This window comes from Micromonospora sp. D75 (assembly GCF_018070405.1).
Lineage (GTDB): Bacteria > Actinomycetota > Actinomycetes > Mycobacteriales > Micromonosporaceae > Micromonospora > Micromonospora chalcea.
This window is the reverse complement of the sequence record NZ_JAGPXV010000064.1, coordinates 1-15,414: the sequence shown is the minus strand read 5'-3', so window position 1 is coordinate 15,414 and position 15,414 is coordinate 1. Positions and strand designations below refer to the sequence as shown.

The following is a 15,414-nucleotide window of genomic DNA, read 5'->3' as shown; positions in this document are numbered from 1 at the left end:
ACCGCGTCCACCCGCAGCCCGTCGATGTGGAACTCGTCCAGCCAGTACAGCGCGTTGGCGACGAGGAAGTTGCGGACCTCGTTGCGGCCGAAGTCGAAGACGTACGTGCCCCAGTCGGGGTGCTCGCCGCGACGCGGGTCGGGGTGCTCGTACAGCGGGGTGCCGTCGAAGCGCGCGAGCGCCCACTCGTCCTTGGGGACGTGCGCCGGCACCCAGTCCAGGAGCACGCCGATGCCGGCGGCGTGCAGCCGGTCCACCAGGTGGCGGAAGTCGTCCGGGTCGCCGAACCGGGCGGTCGGCGCGTAGTAGCCGGTGACCTGGTAACCCCACGAGCCGCCGAACGGGTGCTCCATCACCGGCAGGAACTCCACGTGGGTGAAGCCCATCTCCAGCACGTACGCGGTGAGCTGCTCGGCCAGCTCCCGGTAGCCCAGGCCGGGCCGCCACGAGCCCAGGTGCACCTCGTACACGCTCATCGGCTCCTGGTGCGGCGCCTGCCGCGACCGGCGCGCGAGCCAGTCCGCGTCGCCCCACTCGTACCGTGACTCGTGCACCACCGACGCGGTGGCCGGCGGCACCTCGGTGCGCGCGGCCATCGGGTCGGCCTTGTCCCGCCACCTGCCGTCGGCGCCCAGGATGCGGTACTTGTAGCGGGTGCCCACCGGCAGGCCGGGCACGAAGATCTCCCACACGCCGCTGGACCCGAGCGACCGCATCGGCCAGCCGTCGTCCGGCGCCCAGCCGGTGACGTCGCCGATCAGCCGCACCGCGCGGGCGTTCGGCGCCCAGACGGTGAACGCGACGCCCTCGTCGAAGACCCGGGCGCCGAGCGCCGCCCAGAGCCGCTCGTGCCGGCCCTCGCCGATCAGGTGCAGGTCGAGGTCGCCGAGCGTGGGCGGATAACGGTACGGGTCGTCGTGCGTCGTGCCGTCCACCTCGACCCGGTAGTCGAGCACCTCGCCGGGGAGCACCGCCTCGAAGACACCGGCGTCGTGCACCCGCTTCATCGGGTGCGCCTCGCCGTCGACGAGCAGCGTCACCTCGCCGGCGCCCCGGCGCAGCGTCCGGATCGTGGTGCTCCCGCCGGCCGGGTGCGCGCCGAGCACGGCGTGCGGGTCGTGTACCTCGCCGGTGATCAGCTGGTCCATCGGGCGTCGTCCTTGTCGGCCGGTGCGGTCGGGGCGGTGCCGCCGGAGAGGTCGGCGGGTACGTCTTCGACTGTCAGGTCTGGTGCGGCCGGCTGCTCCGGTTCGGCGGGGGCCGGTGCGGCCGGGCGGCGCACGGTGAGCACGTGCGCCGGTTGCAGGTACGGGTCGAGGCGTACCGCGTTGCGCTGCCCCCAGTCGTACTCGGCGCCGGTCAGCTCGTCGCGCACGGTGAACCGCTCGTGCCAGTCCAGCCCGAGCGCCGGCATGTCGAGCGTGGTGTTGCCCCACTGCACCTCGCGGGAGTCGAACGAGCAGACCACGATCACCGTGTTGCCGGTCTGGAGGTCGTGCTTCGACCAGCACAGCAGCGCCGGGTTGTCGATGTCGTGGAACCGCAGGTTGCGCAGCTGGTGCAGGGCGGGGTTGTCCCGGCGTACCCGGTTCAGCGTGGTGATGAACGGCGCCAGCGACCGGCCCTGCGCCAGCGCGGCGTCCCAGTCCCGGGGCCGCAGCTCGTACTTCTCGTTGTCCAGGTACTCCTCGGCGCCCGGCCGGGCCACGTGCTCGAACAGCTCGAACCCGGCGTACATGCCCCACGAGGGGGACAGCAGCGCGGCCAGCACCGCCCGGATCTTGAACATCGGCGGGCCGCCGTGCTGCAACGACGAGTGCAGGATGTCCGGCGTGTTCGGCCAGAAGTTCGGCCGCATCCAGTCGACCGAGGCGACCAGCTCCTCGCAGTACTCCCGCATCTCGGCCGCCGTCGTGCGCCAGGTGAAATAGGTGTACGACTGGGTGAAACCGATCTTGCCGAGCCCGTGCATGATCGCCGGCCGGGTGAACGCCTCGGCCAGGAACAGCACGTCCGGGTCGACCTTCTTGACCTCGGCGATCAGCCAGTGCCAGAAGTCGAACGGCTTGGTGTGCGGGTTGTCCACCCGGAAGATCCGGATGCCCTCGCCGACCCAGTGCAGCACCACCCGCAGCACCTCGGCCCGGATGCCCTCGGGGTCGTTGTCGAAGTTCAGCGGATAGATGTCCTGGTATTTCTTGGGTGGGTTCTCCGCGTACGCGATGCTGCCGTCGGCGCGGGTGGTGAACCACTCCGGGTGCTCGGTGACCCACGGGTGATCCGGGGCGCACTGCAACGCCAGGTCCATCGCCACCTCGAGACCCTGCTCGGCGGCGGCCGCGACGAAGTCGCGGAAGTCTTCAGGCGTACCCAGGTCGGGGTGGATGGCGTCGTGGCCGCCCTCGGCCGCGCCGATCGCCCACGGCGAGCCCACGTCGTCCGGCCCGGCGGTGAGCGCGTTGTTGCGGCCCTTGCGGTTGACCCGGCCGATCGGGTGGATCGGCGGCAGGTAGAGCACGTCGAAACCCATCGCCGCGACACCCGGCAGCCGCTCCATGGCGGTGGCGAACGTGCCGGAACGGGCGGGCGCGTCGACGGTGGCCGGGACCGCGCCCTCGGAGCGGGGGAAGAACTCGTACCAGGCGGAGAAGAGCGCCCGGGGCCGGTCCACCCAGAGCGTGCGCTCCTCGCCGGTGGTGACCAGCTCACGGACCGGGTGCTCCCAGAGCAGGTCGGCCAGGTCCAGCGCCGCGCTCACCCGCCGCGGCAGGTCCAGGCCGTCGTCGGCCAGGGCCCGCGCGGCTTCGCGTACGCGATCCCGGTCGGCCTTCGGCACCAGCTCCAGCGCGGCGGTCAGCACGCGTACGCCCTCGGCCAGGTCGTTCGCCAGCTCGGCCGCGCCCTGGCCGGCGGCGAGCTTCTTGGTGACCGCGTTCTGCCAGGTGAGGTACGGATCTTGGAACGCCTCCACGGCGAAGCGCCACAGGCCCACCGCGTCCGGGCGGATGGTGGCGTGCCAGCGGTCCTGGCCGGGTTCGCCCGGGCGCATCCGGGTGAACGGGCGGGCCGCGCCGTCCGGGCCGAGCCAGACCACGTTGCACCCGAGCGCGTCGTGGCCCTCGCGGTAGGCCCGCGCCGACACCGGCACGACCTCGCCGACCACCGCCTTGGCCGGGTAGCGACCGCAGGAGACGACGGGGGAGACGTCTTCGATCGGGAACCGTCCAGTCACCCGCTCAACCTACTGCGCGAGATCCTCTCGCGCTCGGCGACTTCACCTGAGCCCTCAACCCGCTCACGAGGGCGTCGAGTTCGTGCCGGTGAGGCACCCGTGCCGTTCCACCGAACGAGCGTGGGCTGCGGTGAGTGGAACGCTATGGGTGTCAAAAGGGCGCTGAGGCACCCATGGCGTTCCACCGAACGGGTGGCGGACTTCCGGCGGCCGGCCCCGTGCCACGAACGGCCTCTTTCCGCGCCTCGGGCACAGGGTCGGCGGGCTGCGGGCGCTCTGGCCCGCCGACGGCGACGTTCAGGTCGACCGCTGGGCGACGAAGACGAACTCCCGGCCGGCGCGGTCGGGCGCGTCCCGCACGTTGAGCACCCGGTAGCCGGCGGCCGCCAGGCTCGCCTCGACCTCGTCCCGGTCGCGGAACCGCAGCGTCGAGTCCGACGTGACGACGGCGCCGTCGGCCGGGAACCGGTACGTGAACCGGAAGGACACGAACGGCAGGTCCACAGCGGTGACCTCGAGACGTCGTTCCACCGGCCCGACGCCCGGCACGTCCCGGGTCACCGGCGCGGTGTCCGCCGCCCACTCCTCCCACGCGCGGCGCTCGGGACGCCGCGTCTCGAACACGAGATGCCCGCCGGGCCGCAGCGCCGCGTGGACGCCCCGCAGGGTGCGCGCCCAGTCGTCGTCGGCGCAGAACACCTGCGCCACGTTGCCGGTCATCACGGCCAGGTCGGCGCGCAGCGGTGGCAGCGTCGTGGCGTCGCCGTGCACCCAGTGCACGCGGCCTTCGCGGTCCTTCGACCGGGCGACGGCGAGGGACGCCCTGGCCGGGTCGACCCCCACGACGGTACGGCCGTGCCGGGCGAGCAGCAGGACCAGGTTCCCGGTGCCGCAGCCGAGGTCGAGCACCACGCGCGCGTCCAGCTCGTCGGCGATCGCGAGGTACGCGTCCAGGTCGTCCCGGTCGCCGTCGAACGCGTCGTAGACCGGCGCGAGCCGAGGATGGGCGAAGATCGCATCCGGCATCCGGGGACTGTATCCGCCGCCGACCGCGAGGGGCGGGCTGTTGAGAAGGGGCCCTTCCTCTACCGCAGGCGTTAAGAAGGTGCCCTTCCTTACCCGCCCACCGAGCGGTAGACCTCGAGCGTCTGGCGGGCGATCGCGTCCCAGGAGAAGTGCTCCACGGCCCGCCGCCGCCCCGCCGCCCCGAACGCGGCGATCCGCTCCGGGTCGGCCAGCAGCTCGTTCATGCGCGCGGCCAGGTCGGCCACGAAACGCTCCGGGTCCAGCGGCGTGCCGGAGCCGTCACCGGCCTGCTCGATCGGCACCAGCAGCCCGGTCTCGCCGTCTGCCACCACCTCCGGGATGCCGCCCGTGGCGGTCGCCACCACCGCCGTCTCGCAGGCCATCGCCTCCAGGTTGACGATGCCCATCGGCTCGTACACGGACGGGCAGACGAAGATCGTGGCGTGCGTGAGCACCTGGATCACCTCGTGCTTGGGCAGCATCGCCGCCACCCAGACGACCCCCGACCGCTTCGCGCGCAGCTCGGCGGCCAGCTCCTCGACCTCCGCGCCGATCTCCGGCGTGTCAGGTGCGCCGGCCAGCAGCACCAGCTGGACGTCGGCGGGCAGCTCGCGGGCGGCGCGCAGCAGGTACGGCAGGCCCTTCTGCTTGGTGATCCGCCCGACGTAGACCACGCTGGGCCGGGACGGGTCAATGCCGAGCCGGTCGAGCACGTCGGTGTTCCGGTCCGGGGCGTACTGCGCGGTGTCGATGCCGTTGTAGACCACGCGGACCCGGTCCGGGTTAACCGCCGGGTACGCGGTGAGCACGTCGCGGCGCATGCCCGCGCTCACCGCGATGATCGCGTCGGCGGCCTCGAACGCGGTCCGCTCACACCAGGAGGAGAGCGCGTACCCGCCGCCGAGCTGCTCGGCCTTCCACGGGCGCAGCGGCTCCAGACTGTGCGCGGTGACCACGTGCGGCACCCCGTGCAGCAGCTTCGCGGTGTGCCCGGCCAGGTTCGCGTACCAGGTGTGGCTGTGCACCACGTCGGTGCCGGCCGTGCCGGCGGCCATCTCCAGGTCGACGCCCATGACCCGCAGCGCGGCGTTCGCGCCGGCCAACGCGGCCGGCTCCGCGTACGCGGTGACGCCGGGCTCGTCGCGCGGCGCGCCGAAGCAGTGCACCCGCACGTCGGCGAGCCGGCGCAGCTCGCGGGCGAGGTATTCCACGTGCACGCCGGCGCCGCCGTACACCTCCGGCGGGTACTCGCGGGTGAGCAGGTCGACGCGCATCGGTGCCATGCCCGCACCCTAGTGCAGAGCGGCGTGTCGCACGCGGTGCGCAAGTGTGGGCGTCCGAGTGGTGAAGTCGGTTCCGGGTCGTTAGCGTCTGAGCATGGCTGCCAAGGTGCTCGCGATCGTCCTGGCCGGCGGGGAGGGCAAGCGCCTGATGCCCCTGACGACCGACCGGGCGAAGCCCGCCGTCCCCTTCGGCGGGATGTACCGCATGGTCGACTTCGTCCTGTCCAACCTGGCGAACGCCGGCTTCCTCAAGATCGTCGTGCTGACCCAGTACAAGTCGCACTCGCTGGACCGGCACATCACCAAGACCTGGCGGATGTCGACGCTGCTCGGCAACTACGTCACGCCGGTGCCGGCGCAGCAGCGCCGCGGCCCGTGGTGGTTCGCCGGCTCGGCCGACGCGATCTACCAGAGCTTCAACCTGATCAACGACGAGCAGCCCGACTACGTGATCGTCTTCGGCGCCGACCACATCTACCGGATGGACCCCCGGCAGATGGTCGACGACCACATCGCCTCCGGCGCCGGGGTGACGGTCGCCGGCATCCGGCAGCCGCTGTCGATGGCCGACCAGTTCGGCGTGATCGAGGTCGGCGAGGACGGCAAGCGCATCCGCGCGTTCCGGGAGAAGCCCACCGACGCGGTGGGGCTGCCCGACGCGCCGGACCAGATCTACGCCTCGATGGGCAACTACGTGTTCACCACGAAGGCGCTGTGCGAGGCGGTCGAGCGCGACGCGGCGGACAAGACCAGCAAGCACGACATGGGCGGCAGCATCATCCCGATGCTGGTCGAGCGCGGCGAGGCGAACGTCTACGACTTCAAGGACAACGAGGTGCCGGGCAGCACCGACCGCGACCGCGGCTACTGGCGGGACGTGGGGACGCTCGACTCGTTCTACGACGCGCACATGGATCTGATCAACGTGCACCCGGTGTTCAACCTCTACAACTTCGAGTGGCCGATCTACACCGAGCAGCCGCCGTACCCGCCGGCCAAGTTCGTGCACGCCTGGGGCGAGCGGGTCGGCCGCGCGGTCAGCTCGATGGTGTCGCCCGGCTCGGTGATCTCCGGCTCGCTGGTGGAGAACTCGATCGTGTCGCCGAAGGTGAAGGTCCACTCCTGGGCGCACGTCGACGGCGCCGTGCTGATGGAGGGCGTCCAGATCGGCCGCCACGCGGTCGTCCGGCGCGCGATCCTGGACAAGAACGTCCACGTCCCGGAGGGCGCCGAGATCGGCGTCGACCTGGAGAAGGACCGCCAGCGCTACACCGTGTCCGACAACGGCATCGTCGTGATCGGCAAGGGCCAGCGCGTCGAGCCCTGAGCAGCACCACCGCAACCCGAGGAGGATCCCGCAGTGGCCCACCCCCGTGCCGGCCAGCCCGCGCAGCCCGACGATCTGGTCGACGTGCCCCGGCTGGTCACCGCCTACTACGCCGAGCACCCGGACCCGGACGACCCGGCGCAGCAGGTCTCCTTCGGCACCTCCGGGCACCGCGGGTCCAGCCTGCGCCACGCGTTCAACTCCGACCACATCGTCGCCGTCACCCAGGCGCTCTGCGACTACCGGCGCGAGCAGGGCCTCGACGGGCCGCTGTTCCTCGGCCGGGACACCCACGCGCTCTCCGCGCCGGCCGAGGCCGACGCGCTGGAGGTGCTCGCCGCCAACGGCGTCACCGTGCTGCGCGACAGCCGCGACGGCTACACCCCGACGCCCGCCGTCTCGCACGCCATCCTCACCCACAACCGGGGCCGCACCAGCGGCCTCGCCGACGGCATCGTGATCACCCCGTCGCACAACCCGCCGTCCGACGGCGGCTTCAAGTACAACCCCACGCACGGCGGGCCCGCCGACACCGACGCCACGAAGTGGATCCAGGACCGCGCGAACGCGATCCTCGCCGCCGGGCTCAAGGAGGTGAGACGCATCCCGTACGCGCGGGCGCGCGCCGCCGACACCACCGGGGGGTACGACTTCCTCGCCCGGTACGTCGACGACCTGCCCGCCGCGCTGGACATCGACGCGATCCGCGACGCCGGAGTGCGTATCGGCGCGGACCCGATGGGCGGGGCGAGCGTGGCGTACTGGGGGGAGATCGCCGACCGGCACCGCCTCGACCTGACGGTGATCAACCCGCTGGTGGACCCGACGTGGCGGTTCATGACGCTCGACGGCGACGGCAAGATCCGGATGGACTGCTCGTCGCCGAACGCGATGGCCTCGCTGATCGCCGCCCGGGACGACTACGCGGTCTCCACCGGCAACGACGCCGACGCCGACCGGCACGGCATCGTCACGCCCGACGGCGGCCTGATGAACCCCAACCACTACCTGGCCGTCGCGATCGGCCACCTGTTCCGTACCCGGGAGCAGTGGGGCCCGGCCGCGGCGGTGGGCAAGACGCTCGTCTCCTCCTCGATGATCGACCGGGTCGCGGCCGACCTCGGCCGCCCGCTGCTGGAGGTCCCGGTCGGGTTCAAGTGGTTCGTGCCCGGCCTGCTCGACGGCGCCGTCGGCTTCGGCGGCGAGGAGAGCGCCGGCGCGTCGTTCCTGCGCCGCGACGGCGGCACCTGGACCACCGACAAGGACGGCATCCTGCTCTGCCTGCTCGCCGCCGAGATCATCGCCACCACCGGGCGTACGCCCAGCGAGCACTGGGCCGAGCTGGCCGACCGCTTCGGCGCGCCCGCGTACGCCCGCATCGACGCCCCGGCCGGGCGCGAGGAGAAGGCGGTCCTGGCGAAGCTGTCGCCGGAGCAGGTCACCGCGACCGAGCTGGCCGGTGAGCCGATCACCGCGATCCTCACCACCGCACCCGGCAACGGTGCCGCGATCGGCGGCCTCAAGGTGACCACCGAGTCGGGCTGGTTCGCCGCCCGCCCGTCCGGCACCGAGGACGTCTACAAGATCTACGCCGAGTCGTTCCAGGGCCCGGAGCACCTGGCCCGGATCCAGGAGGAGGCCAAGGCGCTCGTCGACGGGGTGCTCGGGGCGTCCTGACGGTCACCGGGGCGGGGGCAGCTCCCGGCGGTTGAGCTGCTCCCGCAACCCGTCCGGCAACAGCTCGCGCAGCTGGTCCGGCAGCAGCGGCAGGTCCAGCAGGCTCAACTTGAGCTGGTTGCGCTCCTGGTAGCGGCGCGGGTCGAGGCGGACCACCCGGCCGGCGTCCTTGACGTACCGGATGTGCACCGAGCCCTCGGTCGCCGCCTGCCGGATCAGCAGCCCGTCCATCTCCACCGCCACCGGCGCCGAGTCCGCGCGCAGCTCCAGGTGCACCGTCTCGTGCGCGGAGAGCAGCACCGAGCGGGAGATCCCGGCCATCGGCGCGGACGGCGTCACCACCATCGCCTCCGTGGCCGGTGAGATCAACGGGCCGCCGGCGGCGTAGCTGTACGCGGTCGAGCCGGTCGGCGTGCTCACCACCAGCGCGTCGCAGCGGTAGTAGCCGTACCGCTGGCCGTCCACCGCCAGCGTGGCCGTGACGAACCCGGCGCCGGGCTGCCGGACCAGGGCGATGTCGTTGAACGCCACCACGTCGTCACCGCAGACGTCGCAGGCCAGGCAGGCGTGCGACTCGACTGTGAAGTCGTGCTCCACCAGCCGCTCCAGCGCCCGGGGCAGGTCCGGCGGCTCCACCTCGACCAGGAAGCCGACCCGGCCCAGGTGGACGCCGAGCACCGGCTTCGGGTCGCGTACGGCCATCCGCAGCGCGCCCAGCATGGTGCCGTCGCCGCCGATGCTGATCAGCGCGGCGCAGCGGTCGGCCAGCTCGTCCGCGGCGACCGCCTCCACCGCGGCCGGCACGCGCGTACGGTCCTCGGCGCGTACGGCGAGGGTGATCCGGTGCCGGGCCGCCCAGTCCACGATGATCCGCACCACCTCGGAGACGTCCCGGGTGGGGTGCAGCACCAGCCCCAGCACATCTCCCGCCACCGGTACAGCTCATCACACGGACGGTGGGCGTGGTGGGCGTACAAGCACCCGGTCGAGACCGGATCGCCGTCGCCGTCGCGACGCGGCGTGACCTGCCGGGGGAGCGGTCGTTGAGCCTGTGTGCCGCCGTGGTGGGGCGAGCGGAGCGTGCGCGCTCCCACGGGACGACTCCAGAAAATGAACGGATTCCGCAAGTCATGATGTTGCTTCTCGTCGCGGTGGTTCTGCTGGCCGTCCTGCACTACGTCGTCGCGGTTCGCACGTACGGTCTGCTCACCCCGGACGGGCTCTTCGTCGTCTCGCAGCTGCTGATGGCCCTCGGGACGGTGCAACTGGTTGATCCGGACTCCACCACCGAGACCTTCTACGGCCGGCTCGTGCTCGGCGCGGTGGCGGTGTACCTCCTGGTGAGCATGGTGACGTTCATGTGCCTGCGGGCCGGCCGACGTTCGGTACCGCGCAAGGTGGGCGACCGCGCGCCCTACACGTTCCGTCTGGTGCGCCCGACGGCCAGCGTGCTGATCGTGACGGCGCTGTCGATGGCCGCCACCGCGGCGTACTTCGCCGCCGTGGGCTACAGCGCCTTCGTCGTGGGCCTGCGGGGAGTGCTCACCGGTCAGACGGAGAACGTCAGCACGCTCCGGCTCCAGTCGTACGCGGGAGAGAACTACTTCTTCCCCGGGTACGCGAACCAGTTCCGTAACGTCCTGCTGCCCTCGCTGGCCGTGGTCCTCGCGGTGTGGTTCTTCAACCGGCGGGGCCTGGCGGGCCGGGTCTTCGCGCTCTTCCCGCTCGGCTTGGCGACACTGGCGCTCATCGGCACCGGCCAGCGCGGAGCGTTCTTCCTGTTCCTGCTGACCCTTGTCGTCTACTCGTTCCTCGCGGTCGGGCGCGCGATGTCCCGGTGGGTGCTGCTCGTCCCGGTGCTCGGCGCACCGGTGGTCTTCGTCGCGACGCAGGTGCTGGGTCGCAGCGGCGACGGGGACGGGCATCCGGTCACGGCCGCCGCGCGGGAGCTGTACCGGCGTTTCATGGAGGACAACCAGCTCTCCGGGCTCGCCGCCTTCAACTACACGTCGCAGCTACCTGTCCGCCACGGCGGCGAATGGCTCCGCTCGCTGTCCGGCATCCTGCCCGGCGACCGGGGCAGCAGCCTGGCCAACGAGGTGTTCGCGACGCTCTACGGCTCGACGGTCGGCACGTCGCCACCATCGCTGTGGGGATCCATCCACCACAACTTCGGCACTGTCGGCGTACTGGTGGGCGCGGCGGCCCTCGCCCTGCTGCTGCAGAAGATCACCTTCAACGGACTGCGCCGGCCCAGCTACAACTCCCTGGAACTGATGGGGTACGCCGGCATGACCGTCGTCCTGGGGACCTGGGCTGTCGGTGGTCCGGAGACGCTCCTCAACACCGGGCTCGTCGCCTACCTGGCGCTCTGGTACTGGGGCGGCCGGATCAAGCCGGAGCAGACGGCGCTGTCGGCGCGGGCGCGGCGGGCCGCGTCCGCAGCGCCGGTCGCCCCGGGCCACGAGCCGGTCAGGTGGCAACCGGGACGACCGGTGGCCGGGCCGGAGAGACGCACACCGGTCGGGGCGGAACGATAGCGCGTGCGCGCCGAACAGCCTCGGCGGGCAGGACGCCCCGGCGTCTCCCGGTCGCGTCTGACCGGAGCGCGTCGCGGCGTACTGAGCATCGCCTCGGGCACCGTCGGCGGGCAGGTGCTCCTGCTCGCCGCGGCGCCGGTTCTGGCGCGCCTCTACACGCCGGCGGACTTCGGCGTCTTCACCGTGATCGCAACGCTGGTCGCCACCGTCGGCGCGGTCGCGGCACTGCGCCTGGAGATGGCCGTCCCACTGCCCGCTGAGGACCGGGACGCCGACGCGCTGGTGGCGCTGGGGCTCGTCTGCGCCCTGGTGACCGGCACGTTCGGCACGCTGGCGGTGGCGCTGGCCGGTCGGCCGATCGCCGACGTCTACGATCAGCCCGCCCTGCGCGTCTGGCTCTGGCTGGTCCCGTGGGCGGCGGCCGCGATGGGCTGCCTCCTGGTGCTCAACCAGCTCGCCGTCCGCCACCGCCGTTACGCCGCGATCGGGCGGCGCAACTTCCTTCAGGCCGTCGCCACGCTCGCCGCGCAGGTGCTCTTCGGCGCGGCCGGCGTACGAGCGGGCGGGCTCTCCCTCGGCCTCGCGGCCGGGCAGGTGACCGGTGCGCTGATGCTGGTGCCCGGCGCTCGCCTGCGTGATCCCGCGACACGTGCCGGGTTCCATCCCCGGCGGCTGTGGCGGACCATGCGGCGCTACCGCCGGTTCCCGCTCGTGCTCGCGCCGTCCGGGCTGGTCAACGTGCTGGGAAACCAGCTTCCGGTCCTGCTCATCGCGTTCTGGTACGGCGGCACCGTGGCCGGATGGCTCGGGCTCACCCAGCGGGTCCTGGCGGCGCCGGTGGCCCTGGCGGGCACCGCTGTCGCCCAGGTCTACCTCGGCGAACTCGCCCGGCTGGCACGGGAGGCGCCGCAGCAGGCCCGGGCGATGTTCCTCCGGGCGAGCCGGCAACTGATCATGATCGCGGTTTCGGCGGCGGTCGTCGCGCTCCTGGCGGCGCCCGCGATCTTCCGGTTGGTGTTCGGCGCCCAGTGGGCGAGCAGTGGCGCCTACGCGCAGGCTCTGGCCGTCGGCGTGGCCGCGCAGTTGGTCGCGTCCCCGCTGTCGCAGACGCTGGTCGTGTTCGGCCGGCAGAATCTGCAACTCGCCTGGGACATCGGCCGGGTCGTGGTCGTCGTCGGCGCGGTCGCGGGCACCTGGCTGCTCGGCGGGTCGGCTCTCGCCGCCGTCTGGGCGTTCGGGATCGCCGCCGCCGTGTCCTACACCGCCTGCTGGCTGCTCTCGCTGACGACGGTACGGGCGCACGCGCGCGTCGCGGACCGGCCGGACGCGGGCGCGACGACGCCGAGGCGGGCCCGGGAGCCGGTGTGAACCGCCCACATGACGACAAAAGGTCGGCATCACCGCGTACGCCTCAGGTCGTTGAACACGGGGAGAAACAGTGACCTTTGAGAGGCGAGCCCGAGTTGCATCCGCGACCCCGCGTTCTGATCATCGCGTACGTCTTCCCGCCGTCGGAATCGGTCGGCGCCCGCCGGCCCGGTGAGCTGGCGCGCTTCGCCGCCGCCCAGGGGTGGGACGTCCGCGTCCTGACGGCGACGCCGCCCAGCGCCGGATCATCCGGCGTGCCCGAGAGCGACGTTCTCCGGGTGGCGCCGGTGCCCGACTCGACCCGGGTCGTGTCCTCGGTACGCCGGGCGGAGGCCCAGGCCAGGGTGGGCCGGCGGCCTGCGTTGACCGTCCTGGGGACGCTGGGACGCGAGGTGCTGATCCCGGACGCCTGCGTGAACTGGGTCGTGCCCGCCGTGCGCGCATTCCTGCGCGACCGGGGGGACTGGCGACCCGACGTCGTGATGGTCACCGGCCCGCCGGCGTCGGCGTATCTTGTCGCCGCTGCCATCGCCCGCCGCCTGAAGGTGCCGTGGGTGGCGGACTACCGTGACCTGTGGACGGTCGGCAACGACTACTGGCCGTACGGCCGGACCCGGATACGGCGGAAGCTCGACCACTGGATGGAACGGCGCCTGCTCCGGTCCGCCGCCGCATGCGTCACGATCTCCGAGCCGCTGGCCTACATCATGCGCTCGACGTTCGGGATCGGCACGACTGTGGTCATGAACGGCATCGACCCGCGCCCACCAGGCCCGGTGGGCGGGCCGGCCGAGCAACCAACCACCGTGGACGCGTACGGATCGCCGCCCCTGACGCTGACGCACACCGGGCGGCTCAACCCCGGGAAGCGAGATCCCTCGCCACTGCTGGACGCGGTGGCGCTCCTCGGCCCCGAGGCCCGGCGTGTCCATGTCGTCTTCGCGGGTGAGGACAACGGGGTGGCGCAGGCCGCCACCGAGCGCGCCGGCGTCTCGGACTCGGTGACCAACCTGGGTGAGGTGTCGGCGGAGAAGTCGTGGCGGGTGCAGGCGGAGGCCGACGTCCTGGTGCTGGTGATGTGGAACGACCCGCGCGACGCCGGCACGGTGCCGGGGAAGTTCTTCGACTACCTGCGTGCCCGGCGTCCCATCCTCATGATCGGGCACCCGACCGGAATCGTGGCGGACATCCTGCGCTCCCGTGACGCCGGCGTCGTCCTCAGCGACCCGGCGCGCATCGCCGAGCAGTTGCGGATCTGGCTGGCCGAGAAGGACCGGAACGGACGCCTCGCCGAGATTCCGCCGTCCGCGCTCGACGGGCTGTACCGGGACGACCAGTTGGCGCGCTACCTGGACCTTCTCTCCGACGTTGCGGGCGCACGTCGGGCTCGTACCTGATCGGACCGTGGGCGCCGCGCCGCCGGGCGGCGCCCACGGCTCAGGCCGTCGCGCCCGTCCCCGTCACGCCCGCCGGCAGTTGCCAGCGGGACCGGGCGGCACGCAACTCGGCGACCATTTGCGGCCAGGAGGGCGGCCGGTAGCCGGCCGCGGCGGCGAACGCCTCGGCCGACAGCGACCGGTCGCAGACGAAGCCGTCGTAGGGGACGATGTCGCCCGTCCACCGGTATTCGGACGCCACCAACCGAAGCAGGTCGTACTTGGTGATCGGCGCCGCCGCGACGTGGTAGAGCCCCGCGAGATCGGTACGCGGAAGCACCACGGTGCGCAGGACGCGGGCGAGTTCCACGGTGGTCACGCCGCTGTACACGGCCTTGGTGTAGCCACGCACCGTGCCCACCTGACTGAGGAACCAGTCGACCAGGGAACGGCTCGACGCGAGCTCGTGACCGATGATCGAGGTCCGGAGCGTCAGCGCGTGCGGGCCGCCGACCTCGCCCAGCAGCTTCGACCGCCCGTACAGGTCGGGTGGGTCGGGCAGGTCGGTCTCCACGTAGTTGCCGCGGTCACCCGAGAAGACGCAGTCCGTGCTGACGTGGACGAGACGCGCGCCCGCCGTCTGGCACAGGCGGGCCAGCAGATGGGGGAACAGCGCGTTGAGCCGTACCGTACCGACGGCGTCCTGCACCTCCGGACGCTGTTTGACGACTCCCACGCAGTTGACCACCACGTTCGGCCGTACGCGCTGGAGCAGCGAGTCGACGCCGTCGACGTCGTCCGCGTCCACGCCCGTCTCCACCCGGGCGGCGAGCCCGGGCGGCAGCAGGCCGGTCAGGTCGACGGTCCGGCAGGCGCCGTGCACGGCGATGCCGGGATCCCGGTCGAACTCCCGCAGGAGGGTGTGCCCCAGCATCCCGGTGACACCGAGAACGAGTACGCGTGTCATGGCTTCCTCCTCCGGCCGCGGCCGTCGCCGCGCCGCCGGACGGCGTCGGTCAGCAGATCGGCGAGCACCTGCGCGTTGATCTCTTCACTCATGTGGGCCAGATAGTGGCGCCGGGCGGCGTGGCCCATGTCGCGCAGCCGGTCTGGTGGGGTGGAGCGGGCCTGCCGGATCACCGCCGCCAGCGCGGCGGGATCGCCGGGAGGCGCCGCGAACCCCGCCTCGGCGCCGGTCACGATTCGGGCGGCGTCACCGGGAGCGCACACCAGAGCCGGCTGGCCGCTCGCCAGGATCGCCTGCACCTTCCCCGGGAGGGTGATGTGGAACAGCGGCTCGTCGGCGAGCGAGATCAACTGCAACTGGGCGGCCGCCATGGCGGCCGCGATCCGCTCCGGCGCGATCTGGTCGGCGAAGTGCACCGTGGCGAGCCCGCCGGCCTTGACCCGTTCCCGCAGCGACTCCCGTTCCACTCCGCCACCCACGAGTACGAGGTGTACGTCGGGCAGGTCCCGCAGATGCTCCATCGCCGTGACCGCCACGTCGAGGCGCTGCGCGGCGCCGAGGTTGCCGGCGTACATGACGACGAAGTCGTCCCGGCCGAGGCCGAGCCGGGCCCGGAAC

General features: G+C 72.3%; 12 protein-coding genes. 5 read left to right on the top strand and 7 right to left on the bottom strand.

Annotated elements, in window-relative coordinates; all coding sequences use genetic code 11:
* From KBX39_RS06565 to glgA, 4 genes are all read right to left on the bottom strand, one after another.
* Nucleotides 1-1,148: alpha-amylase family glycosyl hydrolase (locus KBX39_RS06565; protein WP_247659929.1), on the bottom strand; the 1,148-nt coding region annotated here is incomplete at its 3' end.
* Nucleotides 1,136-3,232 (bottom strand): alpha-1,4-glucan--maltose-1-phosphate maltosyltransferase, encoded by a 2,097-nt coding sequence (locus KBX39_RS06560; RefSeq protein ID WP_043325099.1) that lies wholly within the window; start codon nt 3,230-3,232, stop codon nt 1,136-1,138. The genes KBX39_RS06560 and KBX39_RS06565, both read right to left, overlap by 13 nt.
* 297 nt (nt 3,233-3,529) lie before the next feature.
* A complete protein-coding gene (locus KBX39_RS06555) occupies nt 3,530-4,258 on the bottom strand; it encodes a class I SAM-dependent methyltransferase (RefSeq protein WP_210869578.1) in 729 nt (242 codons plus the stop codon).
* 89 nt (nt 4,259-4,347) lie between these two features.
* Nucleotides 4,348-5,541: a glycogen synthase gene (glgA, locus tag KBX39_RS06550; RefSeq protein ID WP_043325097.1), complete on the bottom strand. Its 1,194-nt coding sequence runs from the start codon at nt 5,539-5,541 to the stop codon at nt 4,348-4,350.
* Between the two features lie 94 nt (nt 5,542-5,635).
* On the opposite strand from glgA, the gene glgC reads away from it, so the two are divergent.
* Together glgC and pgm are read left to right on the top strand one after the other, a co-directional pair.
* Nucleotides 5,636-6,868 carry a glucose-1-phosphate adenylyltransferase gene (glgC, locus tag KBX39_RS06545; protein WP_043325096.1) on the top strand — a complete coding sequence of 411 codons (1,233 nt, stop codon included), beginning with the start codon at nt 5,636-5,638 and terminating at the stop codon, nt 6,866-6,868.
* A gap of 33 nt (nt 6,869-6,901) precedes the next feature.
* Complete coding sequence (pgm, locus tag KBX39_RS06540) at nt 6,902-8,545, top strand: phosphoglucomutase (alpha-D-glucose-1,6-bisphosphate-dependent) (RefSeq protein ID WP_210869576.1); 1,644 nt, start codon at nt 6,902-6,904, stop codon at nt 8,543-8,545.
* 3 nt (nt 8,546-8,548) lie between these two features.
* Here pgm and KBX39_RS06535 read toward each other — a convergent pair whose 3' ends face one another.
* Nucleotides 8,549-9,478 (bottom strand): NAD(+)/NADH kinase, encoded by a 930-nt coding sequence (locus KBX39_RS06535; protein WP_043325094.1) that lies wholly within the window; start codon nt 9,476-9,478, stop codon nt 8,549-8,551.
* A 197-nt stretch (nt 9,479-9,675) separates the two neighbouring features.
* Here KBX39_RS06535 and KBX39_RS06530 point away from each other — a divergent pair, with 197 nt between their 5' ends.
* From KBX39_RS06530 to KBX39_RS06520, 3 genes are all read left to right on the top strand, one after another.
* On the top strand, nt 9,676-11,085 hold the full coding sequence (locus KBX39_RS06530) for an O-antigen polymerase (RefSeq protein WP_043325093.1): 1,410 nt from the start codon (nt 9,676-9,678) through the stop codon (nt 11,083-11,085).
* Between the two features lie 3 nt (nt 11,086-11,088).
* Nucleotides 11,089-12,453, top strand: a complete 1,365-nt coding sequence (locus KBX39_RS06525) for an oligosaccharide flippase family protein (RefSeq protein ID WP_210869574.1) — start codon at nt 11,089-11,091, stop codon at nt 12,451-12,453.
* A gap of 95 nt (nt 12,454-12,548) precedes the next feature.
* On the top strand, nt 12,549-13,850 hold the full coding sequence (locus KBX39_RS06520) for a glycosyltransferase (protein WP_051611087.1): 1,302 nt from the start codon (nt 12,549-12,551) through the stop codon (nt 13,848-13,850).
* Between the two features lie 40 nt (nt 13,851-13,890).
* Here the strand turns inward: KBX39_RS06520 and KBX39_RS06515 are convergent, their stop codons facing one another.
* Complete coding sequence (locus KBX39_RS06515) at nt 13,891-14,796, bottom strand: SDR family oxidoreductase (protein WP_210869572.1); 906 nt, start codon at nt 14,794-14,796, stop codon at nt 13,891-13,893.
* On the bottom strand, nt 14,793-15,414 hold a 622-nt coding region (locus KBX39_RS06510; RefSeq protein ID WP_210869570.1), incomplete at its 5' end, for a glycosyltransferase. The genes KBX39_RS06515 and KBX39_RS06510, both read right to left, overlap by 4 nt.

Coding starts and splice junctions, on each gene's coding strand:
- KBX39_RS06555 (WP_210869578.1), bottom strand. CDS start 4,258: ATGCCGGATGCGATCTTCGCCCATCCTCGGCTCGCGCCGGTCTACGAC.
- glgA (WP_043325097.1), bottom strand. CDS start 5,541: ATGGCACCGATGCGCGTCGACCTGCTCACCCGCGAGTACCCGCCGGAG.
- glgC (WP_043325096.1), top strand. CDS start 5,636: ATGGCTGCCAAGGTGCTCGCGATCGTCCTGGCCGGCGGGGAGGGCAAG.
- KBX39_RS06530 (WP_043325093.1), top strand. CDS start 9,676: ATGATGTTGCTTCTCGTCGCGGTGGTTCTGCTGGCCGTCCTGCACTAC.
- KBX39_RS06515 (WP_210869572.1), bottom strand. CDS start 14,796: ATGACACGCGTACTCGTTCTCGGTGTCACCGGGATGCTGGGGCACACC.